Genomic DNA, 12,661 nt, shown 5'->3' on the forward strand with positions numbered 1-12,661 from the left:
ATTAAGAGAGTTTGTAATCGATTCCTAAAACACTAATAACTGCTACAATCCTAACATCATCCACCTTTAAACCATCGTTATGGAGTATGGTAAGGGCGGTACTGATTGCAGTTTTTAAATCCAATGCAATGGGAATGTCTTTTAGGGTTATACTAGAATTGGCGGGAATAGTGATGGCGTTTATGTTTAATTCGGAAGAGCCAAAAAGAACGTTCTTTTTATCATAAAACAAGATTCTTTTGAGCGTTACCGCTACAATATTGGCATTGAAATTTACAGGCGTTGGATTGATTACTTTTAAATCGAGTTTGAAAGTAACATAGGGCATTCCGTCATTCCATTTGGCATTCAAATTCTTGAAAGCAACGGGCAACACCTTTACGTTTTGAAGCTGTTCAACGATTTTTTTTATTTTATCGCCCAGTAAGAAATAACCAAAAACACCCACTATACCAACTGTGATAACTACATTTCTGAGACTCATTTTGCTACTTATTTACAGGGGTTAAAACCAAATTCGAGCGATTCGATACCCCACATAAACAAGAAAACCAAACCCAATAAAGGCTAAAATTTTAATCCAAAGGGGAATGTATTTAACGGGTACTTTTACGAATTGTTTGTCTACTTTGACAACTGTTTTTTCTTTATTGGTGGCTACATTTTCACTTTGGGTTTGCGCTATTTTCTGCCAGATTACAAGCTCTTTTTTTAATTCATTGTAATGAATTCCTGCTTCATTATCGCCTGATTTTTTACGGCTGTTCAGTTGTTTTAACAACTGGTCAACGGTGGCTTGGGTTATGCTGTCACATTCGGGCTTTGTTGTTTTTACTTTGGCAATTTGAATTATCAAACTATCGAGAATCGCTTGGTTTACCTGTGTGTTTTTTACGCTGTCCGTGTGGTGTTCAATAACCCGTTCAATGGTGTGCGTGTTCCCAATAGGCTTTGTCGCACAGCTATTGCATACTACCCCAAAAACAAAAAGGGCTAAAAGTAAGTAAAGGATTTGCAAAAGGGTTTTGAGTGTATCTTGATATGGAGTGTTTTTTGACATGATTATTTAAATTTAGTTTTTAGCAGCACTTTTAGAACATCAAAAAAGCTGCTTATTAGTTCTTCAACTTCAGTATGTATAAGAGTGGACAAGGAACCACCCCAAGCGCAGATGACATAGGTGACGACTTTGTTTAGGTTTAGGTATTGGTCACAAATCACATAAACTGAAAACGCGACAAAAACACTGACTATAGCTTCAGCAAGAAACCAACTTAGCGTAGGTTTCTTGCCTCTGCTGATAGCGATATAAATTTTGGTAAAAATCCCCGCCAGTAACAGCAGTATAAACAAAAAGTGCTCTTGAAGATATTTGAAACTATTGATTAAAAGGTTTTTCATTTTTATTTGAATACTTTAGAATTAAATGTGAGCCAATCCCAAGCGTAAGCATTAGCAGACTTCCAATTAGGTAATTGAACTTTTTTTTTTAATACTTCGAGAGTTACATTTTGTGCCTTATAATAGGCTACGAGTTTTATACGCTCTTCCAGTCCGTTTGTACCTCCGTTAATCCCTTTGGTGATACTGGTAACGTTGTCGAGATCGGCATATTTGTTTAGATTTCCCCAAGAGCTGCCATAAACCCAATACCAACAGGCTATATCTATTGAGATGGCTAAATCAGATGCCAAACTGGGGTTGTTTACAATATCAATTCCTGAATAGTTTTTGTATCGTTGGTAATTCCCTCGACCCGTTAATTGGATGAGTCCACGACCTCTAAATCGATAGCCGTCACCGACTTTGGTATTCCCTAAGTATTTATGGTTTTGGTATTTCTTTTGGGCGTTGTTGTACGATATTGCTTCTACTGAAGCGGTGAAATTTCGACTTTCGTGAGCCAATTGCCCAAGAAAATGGGCAATTCTTAAGGGAGTAGTGATACCGTATTTTACAAAGGCATTATAAAACAAGGTTTTATTTGATAGTACAAAACTCATTATAGGATTACTTTTTGGGGTTCAACTTTTGGTTTTTTAAATAATAGATACAATCCCATTACGGCAATTGCACCAATAACTACTTTGGTTTGTGTGGTCATAGTTAGTACGGTTTTACGGCATCAGCTTTTACAAAAGCAAAGCCATCAAATATTTTGACTAAATAACTTCCCGTAGCGTTCACATCTACAAAAGTTCCAGCCGAATCTCCGTATTTTAAATCGCCACCGTTAAAGAACTTCTCTCCAGTACCAAAATATTTTCCGTTGGCTCCTTTTTTTGCAATAAACAAAGAGGTGTCTTTTATAGCCTGTAATTTTTGACCTACTTTGGGTAAGACCTTTCGAGCGGCTTTTACAATGGGCTTTGCAAGGATTTTAGATTTTGTTTTCACGTTTGCTTTTTTAGCAAAAGCATTGATACTTATCTTCGTAACTCCTTTTTGTGCCAGTAAAGCTGCAAGGGTTACACTTCCAAAATCACCATCAATGGGTACGCCTAACAAGCGCTGCAATTCTCTAACTTCAAGACCTTTGCTGCCTTTGGTTAATAGCAGGTTTCGGTTTAGGGAAGCACCGGTTTGCGGATTAGGGTTTGTGGTTAGTGGGCTTGGTTCTGCGTACTCCGGTACATTGTCCGTCGTGCTGCTTAGAGCTTCATTCTGCTTTTTTTTCCAGTACAAAAACCCCAAAGCTCCCACACCAATAACGGTAACCCCAATTAATACTTTATTTTCATCACTCACTTTCATCATCTTTGTTTTTATAAATGCATTGGAAATTTCTTTCTCAATAAATTGTAATCCGCTGCGCTCAGTTCTTCTTTTAACCACGTTTTTAAAGAGAGATTCGCACCGCCTATGGTATTGTATCCCAATAACCGATTGTAGTTTCGAAGACCGAACGATTTGCTGATTAAGCCAAACTGTTTTTGTGTAACTCCTGTCAATTCCTCAATTATCCTTTGTTCATCTGTGCCGTTGTAAATGTTCATGGCATTATACAAAGCGGTTGCTTTTTGGCTTGGGGAAAAAACAGGAGCTTGGTTTGTATCGCCTTCGTCTATGTATTTTTTCTTTCCTCCAAAAAGTGTTTTTCCGTTTTTATTGGTTTTGGTCGCCAAATAAATTCCCGCTCCCAATACCAATACTGAAACACTTACGAGTATGGCTTTTTTTGTGTTTGTCATTAGAAAAATCCTTTTATTAGAAATCGAAGTTTGGCTATTTCCGCCTCATTAAATTGATCTTGAAGCCATTCTACCAAAGTCAGTTTTGAAAGCGTTGAACTTCTGCGCTCACCAAATGCATTAATGATTTTTATAAAGGCATTATGATTGAGACCTGATAAATTGTTTTCTACGGTAGGGTAGTTAGCACCAAACCCTAATAAAGCGGTGTAAATGGCTTCGGCTCTGGCTTTGGCTTGGGTATCGCTAATATTACTGGGCTCGTATCTTGTGTCTGTAGGAACGGGCTTAAAACCCATGAATAGTTTGTAATAAGCTATCCCAAAGGCAGTGCCAATTAAGGCAACCTTCAAAACCGTAAAGCCTAATTTTTGCCCCTCTGAACTCGTTAATGCTTTAGTTATTGCAGGATTTCTTAAACCTTTCTTATTCATCTGATTACTGTTTTCTGATTTTTTACGCGCTCAAAAAACCTTTTATCATAGGGAAATTGTTTTTTATGTGCGTGATTGCCATTGGACTTTTGGATAATTCAACCAATTTGGTAAGTACCTCTACATCCAGTTTTGATAATTGGCTTAAAGCATTTGCTTTCGATTTGGTTTCAAATGGATTGGTTCCTGTTACTTTAATTTGTGTGCTGTTATTTATGCCTGCCATAATTGATGTTTTTGTAATAGTTCTGCTAGTTCGTTAGTAAATTCGGGGTTGGTATTCATTGCGCTGTTGATGCTCTGTAGTACGTTTACAGTTGAATCATCAAGGTTTTGCAAAGCTTTTGCAAGATTTTGTTTTGCAGGGGTTGAATAATTCTCAGTAGGTGAGGCTAATCCTGTAACTGGTGGAGCTCCGTTGAAGGTTGCCAAGATGGTGGGCAAATGTTGTATGGCTCCCAACAACATTTCTTGTGTCCCGTTGCTTCTTGCCGTATCATATTTCGTTGCCAAACGCTCTTCCTTGAGTTCTTCTATTAGCTTTTTGTTTTCTTTCTCAGATGCTTTTAAAATCTCGTTTTCGGCATGCAATCGTTGGGCATCGCCTTTAGCCACAAACAAGTTAATCATGTCGAGTGACCCCAAGCCAAACGAGTTGGGAAATAGTTCAGCTTTATGAACGGTAACAGGCTGCTTAACGGGTTCAACCGATTGGGTGTCTTTCGAAAAATTCACATCAAAACTCTTACCGTCCATTTTATAGGTACTACCATTTTTGCGCTTTAAAGTCAACGTTAATCTTCTGTGTCCATCGGCGAAAAGAGTTTCAAAAAATTCTTCAGCACTACCATAGTCGGCTATGATTTCGGCATGGGGTTTATTCCTAAACACAAAAGCAGCAGTATCCAAATCCAAAACAGAAATAGCGGAATAGCTGTCGGTGTTGAGTTTGTCTATAAGTGTATCTAATTCTTGCATGTGATTAATTTTCTATAAATAATGTCCAACTCTTTTTTGTGCCAACTGAATTTTTTAAACACTCCTTCGATTCCGTCGTCTGTTTTGCTAAATTGAATGTCCAAGATCACTTTTGTAATAGTGCCGTCTGGGACGGCAAGGGTAAAGTGTTCGTTAGGATGAAGCTCAAGCTCATTGATAAAGACACTAACCAAACCATTGTTTTTCACTTGTAAAGTGGTTACGTTTTCGATTGGAATTTCCCTGTCGGATTTCACTTTTAAAAAGACTAAGCCTGTCTCTATTAATGAAATATCATTCATAGGTCTGTTTTTACGGTTTATTTTAAGCGCAGCCTTCTCTGATTTTGTACATCAAAATCAAATGAAAATAGGTGTCTTTTGATACTTCAGTTTGCGTCTTTACCTTGAAACTAAAGGTTTTCGATTCGGTTTCAAAAAGCAAAGGCTTGTAACTGTCGTCGAATCCCGAACCTTCCCTGCGTTTCCAATGGTTGATGTGGCATGGTTTTGAAAATGCCACGCCGCTATCGTCATAGATACCATAAACCGCTAGATTATTTATATCGTCGTGGTTGGTGTGTAATTCAGCCCCTAGAATAAATCCATTGTCTAAGGCGGTGCTAAACGACATTTCCATCTCGTTTTTGGGAATAACTAAATTGATTACTTTCTCTCGTATTGCTGCCATAATTTTTAATTTTAAGAAAAGCCGTAAGCCTTTACGTTTACGGCTCTTCATGTGCCTATTTTAAAACTCTTTCCTTATCGTTTGGCTTGGTGAGACCTGAATTCAAAACGAACGTTATACTCTTTGTCAGTTGGAACCGATACGTTCTTTGGGTATTCGATTTCAATCTCGAATTCTAAATTGCTTCGGATTAGGGGAGAAGTAGACAAGCTTCTAAAAGCTACAAACGGGTCAATCATTAAATCCGTAATCGGCATATCGACCAAAACGGTACCCGCTTGTTTGATTCTAAATTCTGCCGCTAAAAACTCAGCAGGCATAAGGTTTTTTATGGTACCCCAGTTTTGGGCTTTTAGGTTGGCATCCTGTCCCCATAAAACACGGATGCCGTCTATAACATAATCACGTCCTGCATTCAATTTATTTCCGTCAATGTTAGTGATTCCCACCTCTCTACGGGTGTTTACATCAACAAGATTTACAATACCCGCCTGACCTTTTACTGCTACATTCAAGTATAACGTTTTGTCTGTCAATTCTACCTGACCAATTTTAGGGATTCCACCTTTTCCTTTTGCCTTAATAGTTGCTACCGCTGAGGCTAATTCTGTTCTTCTGCTCATTTGATTAATTGATTATTTTTTGATTGATGATTGTTTGATTTTTTTTGCTGTTAATAAATCTCGTTGTATAGATCTTCCTCGGCTCCATGAAGTCCATCTTCACCGTACACGTATTCTTCCGCTCCTTGAAGTCCATTCTGATACAATTCGTCTTCCAATGCTCCGTGAAGTCCGTCCTGCACTTGGAAAACGTTTCCGTATTCATCCGTGAAGGTGCCGTTTAGCCCGTTCTCTTGAAAAATGTTTCCCGCTTCATCGATATAGGTTCCGTTCAATCCGTTTTCATCGTATTGGTAAACATGACCGTCACCGCCCATAAACGCACCGTTTAAACCATCTTCATAAGGGCAGGCAAGTCCAACAGCCCCTTTCATAAACTGGGTGGCTTTACCGTCTCCTATAAGGCGGGCACTTAGATTTTTTGTGGCAATCTTTTTGATACTTATAGCCACTTGGGTAAGTGTGCTACCCACCAATGCTCCTTTGAGCAAATTGTCTTTTGTACTGGCTCCTTTTACTCTAGTGGCTCCAAAAGCGGAAGCCCCTGCAACTGCCAAATTGATAATTGGACTTTCTGAGTAGGGGAGTAATGCAGTCAATCCACTAGATACTAGACCGCCACATACACCACCTCCAATAATTACTACCTCTTTATTCATTTTTTTGTTGATTTAATTACTTACTTTTTTTTGTTGCCATGTAAATTCCACCTACCACTACAACCGCTCCAATGACATAAAGCATAGTGTTGTTGCTTTTTCCCGCAACGGGAGCTGTCATTTTTTCGGTAACGGCTTCTACCTGTTTTACGGGAGTTAATTCGCCTACAGGCTCATTCACAGCTTCTGATGCGTTGGTATTGCTATCAGTAGTTGTAATTTCCTTAGCTGTAGTTTCAGAAAAACCTCTAGGCTCTATTTCGCTTACCCCTTCAATTTTAGCTCTTGCTTGGTTTACAACTGCTCTGCCTACTTTTGATTGCGCTAGTTTGACCCCTTTTTTTACGATTTTGGACTTAGCCACTTTCATAACCGTCTTACCCACTTTGGAATCCAATACCTTCATTGCCGTGCCTCCTCCTGGTATAATTCCCGCGACTAGCGGACCTGCAAACTTGGCTACCTTTATGGTGTTTTTTAAGTTTACTTTTCGAACTAGTTTTTTGATGCCTTTCTTTGGCTTTTTTGATCTTCCTAATCCTTGGTCTTCGTTGTCTTCAAAGGAATCGGATTCACTGTAACTGGGTTCGGCATCCTCGTAGGTTACTGGCGGCGGAGGCGGAGGCGGAGGCGGTGGCGGTTTTGAATGTTTTTTCAAAATCAAAGCATGTGGGGCAACTGCCGCTTTTACGGTATTTTTTAAATTGACGTTTCGCATCCACTTGGGCTTACCTAACCCGTTTTCATCTGCATTAATTAGTATCATACTTCATTGTTTTAATTTTTCTTCCCAAAAACAAACGCTCCTCCTATAATTCCGCCTATGATGGCATAAATCCCTAGGTTTGATTCTTTCTTTGCAAAGGTTTTGGTTTTCTTTGCAAAGGCTTTGCGGGCGGGTCTTGGGGCGTTTAGCCCATAATGCGGTAAATTAACTTCAGTATCTTCTGCCATTACATATATTGGTTCTCTGTTATTACTCGTTGTTGCATCTATGACTAAATAGCCGTCTTTTATGTCTGCTGTTGCTTGGTTTAAAGGCACTATCACATACACATGGGTAAATAGCTCAGGTTTCCAACTCGGTTGCCTTATTTGACGGATATAGTGTTTAATTCCTAAATTAACCAGTATGCAACTCGCGAAAACGGAATACGATTTGCAATCCATCCCTATTGCACGATGTTCAAATGCATAGGAGGGACTTTGTAAATCTTGATTTAATTTATCGGCTTTATACTGAATGTGATTGTATAAAAACCAATAAATACGATCACAGGTCTCTTTCAATGTATCCCTTTGCAAAAGCTTTGCAATTTTCTTTGTTTGATAGTTGTGCTTTGCTATCCATTTCTGCATTAATTGAACTGTTACAAAAGTATTGCCGTTGCCTAGGTATCTTCTTTGAGAGCTCACCTTGGGGAACAACGGCTCGTACTCTTGACCGCCTAATAAAGTTCTGTGTAACAAGCTATCTGCATTCATTTTCGTTTCGGTCTTGTATAGAATATTAGGCTCATCGTTTGATTGTTGAGTGCAAATATTAGACAGGAATTTATAGCCATTAAGGGTAATGCGGACTTTTGCGGACTTTACTTGAGTTTGAGTTTCTTTTGCAAAGGCTTTGCAAAAAAAGGTGTAGTTTTTTACAAACCCTTGTAATTCTGAAACCTTGTAAAAAACTTTTTTTACAATACGGCGTATATTAAGAAAAAGCTTTAGATTTGTTTAAAGATTAATCTTATAAATTAAAAATAACGGTTTTTCAACTATAGAGATAAAATAACGCAATCGTTACTATATTAAATTTGGATACAATTAAATGAAAAATGCAATTAAAATCATTTTAGTGACATTAGTATTGTCATATTCATGTTTTACACATAGTCAAATAATACCTGTATTTCCAACAACAGGAAATCCCCAAATTCCACAGGTTCAGCATTACGGATATTCAAACGCAGGAAGTCCAGTCACCAATCCAAAGTATCAAATCAACGACCTAGAAAGAGAAAGTCAAAGACAGCAAAACCAAGATGAACAGATAAAAAGAGAATTTGAGCAAAACGAAAAACAACGAAAAGAAATTTTAAGCCAAGTAGAAAGTGATATAAATGAATTAAGTGTTGTAAATTACAATCTTCCATCACTATCAAATCAAAAAGGGACAAAATATTATAGAGATGTTTATGACAAAATGCTTGCTCTGAACATAGAAAACTATTCCGTAAAAGATTTAAACTTTCAAATTGAAAACGCCTATTTTGAAAACAAACTTGATAAAGCTGAATTTGATAAGACCATAAAACAGACTGGGAAATTCATAATTGCAAAAATGAAAGAATTAAATTATGATACAAACAGCAATACAGCTAAAAACTTTATGCTCTTTGAATTCTTTTCTCAAACCTTACAACTCAAAGGATTTAAAGAAAAACATTTTCCACTAAAATATGATTTTGAGGATAACTGGGGCAGAAAAGATTGGTCGAAAATGTTTGTAACTAAACTTTTGCGAACAGGAACAGGGCAATGCCATTCAATGCCATTCCTCTATCTAATACTTGCCGAAGAAATTGGCGCAAAAGCTTATTTATCATTTAGTCCAAATCATAGTTATATCAAATTTCAAGATGAGAAGAGCAAATGGTATAATCTCGAACTCACAAACGGAATGTTTACGGTTTCATCTTTCATTTTAAACAACGGATTTATTAGAGCCGAGGCAATGCAAAACAAAATCTATATGCAAAATTTATCAAAACAGGAATTGTTATCACAATTTTATACCGATTTAGCATTGGGCTATTTACATAGATTTGGGTATGACGATTTTGTAGAAAAAGTAGCAAACAAAGCGCTGGAATTATATCCTAAAAACATCAATGCAAATATGGTAAAAGCCAATTACAACACAGTACGCTTCAAATATGTAATGAAACAATTGGGAATAAATCCAGAAAAAAAACAAGAATTACAGCAAATAAAGAACTATCCTCAAGCCATTGTTTTACTAAATGAAACAAACGGGCAATATCAAAAAATTGATGATTTAGGATTTCAGTTAATGCCCGCAGAAGCCTACGAAAAATGGTTAGGTTCTTTAAAAGAAGCCAAAAACAAGCAAGAAAATGAGACTTTCAAAAAACAATTCAAGGGATTAGTTATCAAAAAAACAAAAGGTTAAATAATGAAAAAAAGGACATTTTTAATATTTCTATTTCTTGTCTCAAAGTTTTATGCAACTGCTCAAACACAAGAAAAGTTATTTGAGGACAGCTATAAATTACTCAATAATATGATTATTAATGAAAGCGATTATAGTTTCAAAAAAGCTGTTTTCGCAGTTGAAAATACGTATTTGAACAATAAATTAGACACACTTTTTCTTAGTAATAAAATCAAGACTTTAAAAAATCTGAGTTTATCATTAATCAAAGAACGATTTTTATGTTATACCGAAAAGGATAAAGATATTGTAAATAAAAGAGCCGCAATTTTTTCGATTATCTGCGATACCATTCCTATCAATTTCAACGATAAAATATATCAATACGAACCTTTTGGTTATGATTTTAATGATGTTTTTGGACATAATACAAGAGAGAGTCTTTTCGTTTCAAAATTATTAGAAACAAGAAAAGGAAACTGTCATTCATTGCCCTATTTGTATAAAATTCTTGCCGAAGAAATCGGAATAGATGCCAATTTAGCACTTGCACCAAACCACGTTTACATTAAACACAGAAGTGTTAAAGATGGTTGGTATAACACCGAACTCACAAGCGGAATTTTCCCGATTGATGCATGGATTATGGCATCAGGATTTATTCATATTGATGCTATTACAAATGGGGTTTACATGAAAGCATTGAATAATAAAGAAAGTATTGCATTAGTTTTAGTCGATTTAGCAGAGAATTATAATGCGAAATTTCCCAAAAATGATGGCAGTTTTGTTTTGAAGTGTTGTGAAACAGCCATAAAGCAATATCCAAATTTTGCAACTGCTCTAATTCTACAAGCTGAAACCCATAAAAAACAAATGAAAAAAGAACAAAATAATGAAAAAGCAAATCAACTACTTCTTGATTTAGAAAAAGAATATGCACATATCCATGAAATAGGATATAGAAATATGCCTGAGGATATGTACTCCAATTGGTTGATTACATTAAGAACAGAAAGAAATAAATACGAAAACAAAAATTTGAATACCTTTAACAAAAAATAATTTTTTATGAAAAAACTATATTTTTTATTTTTTTTAATTTTTAGTTTTTGTGCAGTTTCGGCACAAGAAAAACTTTCAAAAGAAGAACAGGCAAGAAGAGAAAAGAACATTCAGGCAGGGAATCCATTCGTAAAATACGGCTGCAAAGCACCTGTAGCCACATTAAGTAAAGGAAAATATTTAGAGGTTCACGACCTAGATAGTATTGTTACAATTGGTACAACCCGTTGGCATGTAGATTACAAAAAAATTGTTGGTGATATTGTTCAAGATACATTAAATGCTGATGCACAACCTACAGGGGACAAGGTAGGTCGTTGGATGTCGCCAGACCCATTGAGTGAGGAATTTCCAGAATGGTCACCTTATGCGTTTGTAAATGACAACCCAATAAGATATAGCGACCCAACAGGAATGGCTCCCGAAGAATGTTGTGATGGATTAAAAGGATTTCTTATAGGCATGTCTGATAATCTTTTAGGAAGGAATGACCGTAGCAATTTTGGCGGGCAAGACTTTAATAATGGTGCAAGAGCAGCTGATATTCTCTCTGTTGCAGGTGGTACATACTTATCGGCAAATGGTGTAATGAATACAGGAGCAGGTGCATCAGGTCTGGCTAGTTCATTAGCCGTTACAGAAGCATCAGGTGGTTTAGCTATTGAAGTTACTGGTCCTACTGCCGCTATAAGCGCAACTACTATGGGATTAGGAATGTTGCAAACTGCGATAGGTGGAAACATTTCGATGAATGCCATGAGTAATTTGAAGAATGGCAGTTCTTCAGATTCTTCACATGGCAATTCCAAATCTAGCACTAAAGAACAACATAATTACGATATAGAGGATACACATAATGACAATAGAGTTGTTAAAAATGGAACAAGTAGTGGCAAAGAAACTAAATCAGGAGAATCATATAGAGGAAATTCACAAGCAAATAAGTGGAATAAATCCGAAGGAACTCCAGGAAGATACAAATCCAATACAACTAATAGAATACCAGCTGGTGACGGAGCAAGACAAAAAGCACTTGATTATGAAAAAAACAGATCTAATCAAGTTAGAAGCCAATTAGATCCAACAAAACATAGCAGACCTTAACATTAAAACTTTTAATACTATGAACTTAAGAAATATTGGGCTTTTTATGAGCTATGATTCTGGATATAAAGACCCTTTCAGAGACAACTTTAACCTTAATACTAAATTTATTAACAATTTCATAACTAGAAAGATTAGACCTTTAAAAATTTTAACAGACGGAACTTTCAATATGATAAACATTGAGCCTTCTGTTAATAATATAGGAAATTGTAAAATAAAAGGGGAAAAAGCTATCAATGCCAATGTGAACTTCAATAAAGATTTATATTTAGGTATGAATGAAATTGAAAGGAATAATTATTCTTTAGAACTTCTCAATGAAGGTTATAAAATAATTTCAAAATTTAAAAATATTGATGTATCACTTTTTGTCAATATTAATAATGAATTAAAGTCTGAAAATTTTATAAATGAATGGACACATAAAAAAAAGAAGTTTAAAGAACAAAATCTTGAAGTTGAGTTAATATGTAAATTTTCTGCATCGGATTTTAAATTAATCATAGTAATCTCAGACATGAGTACCAAAGATATATTATTAAATGATGTTTTAATTCGAACTTTACCTGATGAAGTATGTTTCTCTCCTTTGTTTAAAGATATACAAATAATAAATAATCAGCTAATAATTACTGAATTTCAAAATAGACCTAAATTCATTTTTAACTTAATTGACGTTTATGACAAAAAATTCATTTTTGAAGTAACTGATGTTGGATTGATTTATAAAAAATTCGAAGACTGA

19 protein-coding genes are annotated in these 12,661 nt (G+C 35.9%); 4 read left to right on the top strand and 15 right to left on the bottom strand.

Going from position 1 to position 12,661, the window contains the following annotated elements; all coding sequences use genetic code 11:
- Position 1: 1 nt before the first annotated feature.
- The 15 genes from OZP08_RS13330 to OZP08_RS13400 form a co-directional block, all read right to left on the bottom strand.
- Complete coding sequence (locus OZP08_RS13330) at positions 2 to 484, bottom strand: hypothetical protein (protein WP_268846570.1); 483 nt, start codon at positions 482 to 484, stop codon at positions 2 to 4.
- 21 nt (positions 485 to 505) lie between these two features.
- Entirely contained in the window at positions 506 to 1,060 is a 555-nt protein-coding gene (locus OZP08_RS13335; RefSeq protein ID WP_268846571.1) for a hypothetical protein, read from the bottom strand.
- 2 nt (positions 1,061 to 1,062) lie between these two features.
- Positions 1,063 to 1,401, bottom strand: coding sequence for a hypothetical protein (locus OZP08_RS13340; protein WP_268846572.1), 339 nt, complete (start codon positions 1,399 to 1,401; stop codon positions 1,063 to 1,065).
- 2 nt (positions 1,402 to 1,403) lie between these two features.
- Positions 1,404 to 2,003 carry a glycoside hydrolase family 19 protein gene (locus OZP08_RS13345; RefSeq protein WP_281322072.1) on the bottom strand — a complete coding sequence of 200 codons (600 nt, stop codon included), beginning with the start codon at positions 2,001 to 2,003 and terminating at the stop codon, positions 1,404 to 1,406.
- Positions 2,004 to 2,106: 103 nt separating this feature from the next.
- Entirely contained in the window at positions 2,107 to 2,835 is a 729-nt protein-coding gene (locus OZP08_RS13350; protein WP_281322073.1) for a peptidoglycan-binding domain-containing protein, read from the bottom strand.
- A complete protein-coding gene (locus tag OZP08_RS13355) occupies positions 2,766 to 3,191 on the bottom strand; it encodes a hypothetical protein (protein ID WP_268846576.1) in 426 nt (141 codons plus the stop codon). Before OZP08_RS13355 ends, OZP08_RS13350 begins: the two co-directional genes overlap by 70 nt.
- The gene (locus OZP08_RS13360; protein WP_268846577.1) at positions 3,191 to 3,625 is read right to left on the bottom strand and encodes a hypothetical protein; all 435 of its coding nucleotides are present in this window, start codon (positions 3,623 to 3,625) and stop codon (positions 3,191 to 3,193) included. Before OZP08_RS13360 ends, OZP08_RS13355 begins: the two co-directional genes overlap by 1 nt.
- Positions 3,626 to 3,647: 22 nt before the next feature.
- Positions 3,648 to 3,851, bottom strand: a complete 204-nt coding sequence (locus OZP08_RS13365) for a hypothetical protein (RefSeq protein WP_268846578.1) — start codon at positions 3,849 to 3,851, stop codon at positions 3,648 to 3,650.
- On the bottom strand, positions 3,839 to 4,603 hold the full coding sequence (locus tag OZP08_RS13370) for a hypothetical protein (protein ID WP_268846579.1): 765 nt from the start codon (positions 4,601 to 4,603) through the stop codon (positions 3,839 to 3,841). Before OZP08_RS13370 ends, OZP08_RS13365 begins: the two co-directional genes overlap by 13 nt.
- A complete protein-coding gene (locus tag OZP08_RS13375) occupies positions 4,591 to 4,905 on the bottom strand; it encodes a hypothetical protein (RefSeq protein ID WP_281322074.1) in 315 nt (104 codons plus the stop codon). Before OZP08_RS13375 ends, OZP08_RS13370 begins: the two co-directional genes overlap by 13 nt.
- A gap of 22 nt (positions 4,906 to 4,927) precedes the next feature.
- Positions 4,928 to 5,293 carry a hypothetical protein gene (locus OZP08_RS13380; protein WP_268846581.1) on the bottom strand — a complete coding sequence of 122 codons (366 nt, stop codon included), beginning with the start codon at positions 5,291 to 5,293 and terminating at the stop codon, positions 4,928 to 4,930.
- 74 nt (positions 5,294 to 5,367) lie between these two features.
- Positions 5,368 to 5,916 carry a hypothetical protein gene (locus tag OZP08_RS13385; protein ID WP_268846582.1) on the bottom strand — a complete coding sequence of 183 codons (549 nt, stop codon included), beginning with the start codon at positions 5,914 to 5,916 and terminating at the stop codon, positions 5,368 to 5,370.
- A 50-nt stretch (positions 5,917 to 5,966) separates the two neighbouring features.
- Positions 5,967 to 6,575 (bottom strand): hypothetical protein, encoded by a 609-nt coding sequence (locus OZP08_RS13390; RefSeq protein WP_268846583.1) that lies wholly within the window; start codon positions 6,573 to 6,575, stop codon positions 5,967 to 5,969.
- A gap of 16 nt (positions 6,576 to 6,591) precedes the next feature.
- A complete protein-coding gene (locus OZP08_RS13395; protein ID WP_281322075.1) occupies positions 6,592 to 7,341 on the bottom strand; it encodes a hypothetical protein in 750 nt (249 codons plus the stop codon).
- Positions 7,342 to 7,352: 11 nt separating this feature from the next.
- Complete coding sequence (locus tag OZP08_RS13400) at positions 7,353 to 8,060, bottom strand: hypothetical protein (RefSeq protein ID WP_281322076.1); 708 nt, start codon at positions 8,058 to 8,060, stop codon at positions 7,353 to 7,355.
- Between the two features lie 337 nt (positions 8,061 to 8,397).
- Between OZP08_RS13400 and OZP08_RS13405 the strand changes: the two genes are divergently transcribed.
- The 4 genes from OZP08_RS13405 to OZP08_RS13420 are packed head-to-tail and all read left to right on the top strand — an operon-like array spanning position 8,398 to position 12,661.
- Positions 8,398 to 9,762, top strand: a complete 1,365-nt coding sequence (locus tag OZP08_RS13405) for a hypothetical protein (protein ID WP_281322077.1) — start codon at positions 8,398 to 8,400, stop codon at positions 9,760 to 9,762.
- A 3-nt stretch (positions 9,763 to 9,765) separates the two neighbouring features.
- Complete coding sequence (locus OZP08_RS13410) at positions 9,766 to 10,809, top strand: hypothetical protein (RefSeq protein ID WP_268846587.1); 1,044 nt, start codon at positions 9,766 to 9,768, stop codon at positions 10,807 to 10,809.
- A gap of 6 nt (positions 10,810 to 10,815) precedes the next feature.
- Complete coding sequence (locus OZP08_RS13415) at positions 10,816 to 11,913, top strand: hypothetical protein (protein WP_281322078.1); 1,098 nt, start codon at positions 10,816 to 10,818, stop codon at positions 11,911 to 11,913.
- Positions 11,914 to 11,932: 19 nt separating this feature from the next.
- Complete coding sequence (locus OZP08_RS13420; protein ID WP_281322079.1) at positions 11,933 to 12,661, top strand: hypothetical protein; 729 nt, start codon at positions 11,933 to 11,935, stop codon at positions 12,659 to 12,661.

The sequence above is a fragment of the Flavobacterium aestivum genome (assembly GCF_026870175.2).
In the GTDB taxonomy this organism is placed as follows: domain Bacteria; phylum Bacteroidota; class Bacteroidia; order Flavobacteriales; family Flavobacteriaceae; genus Flavobacterium; species Flavobacterium aestivum.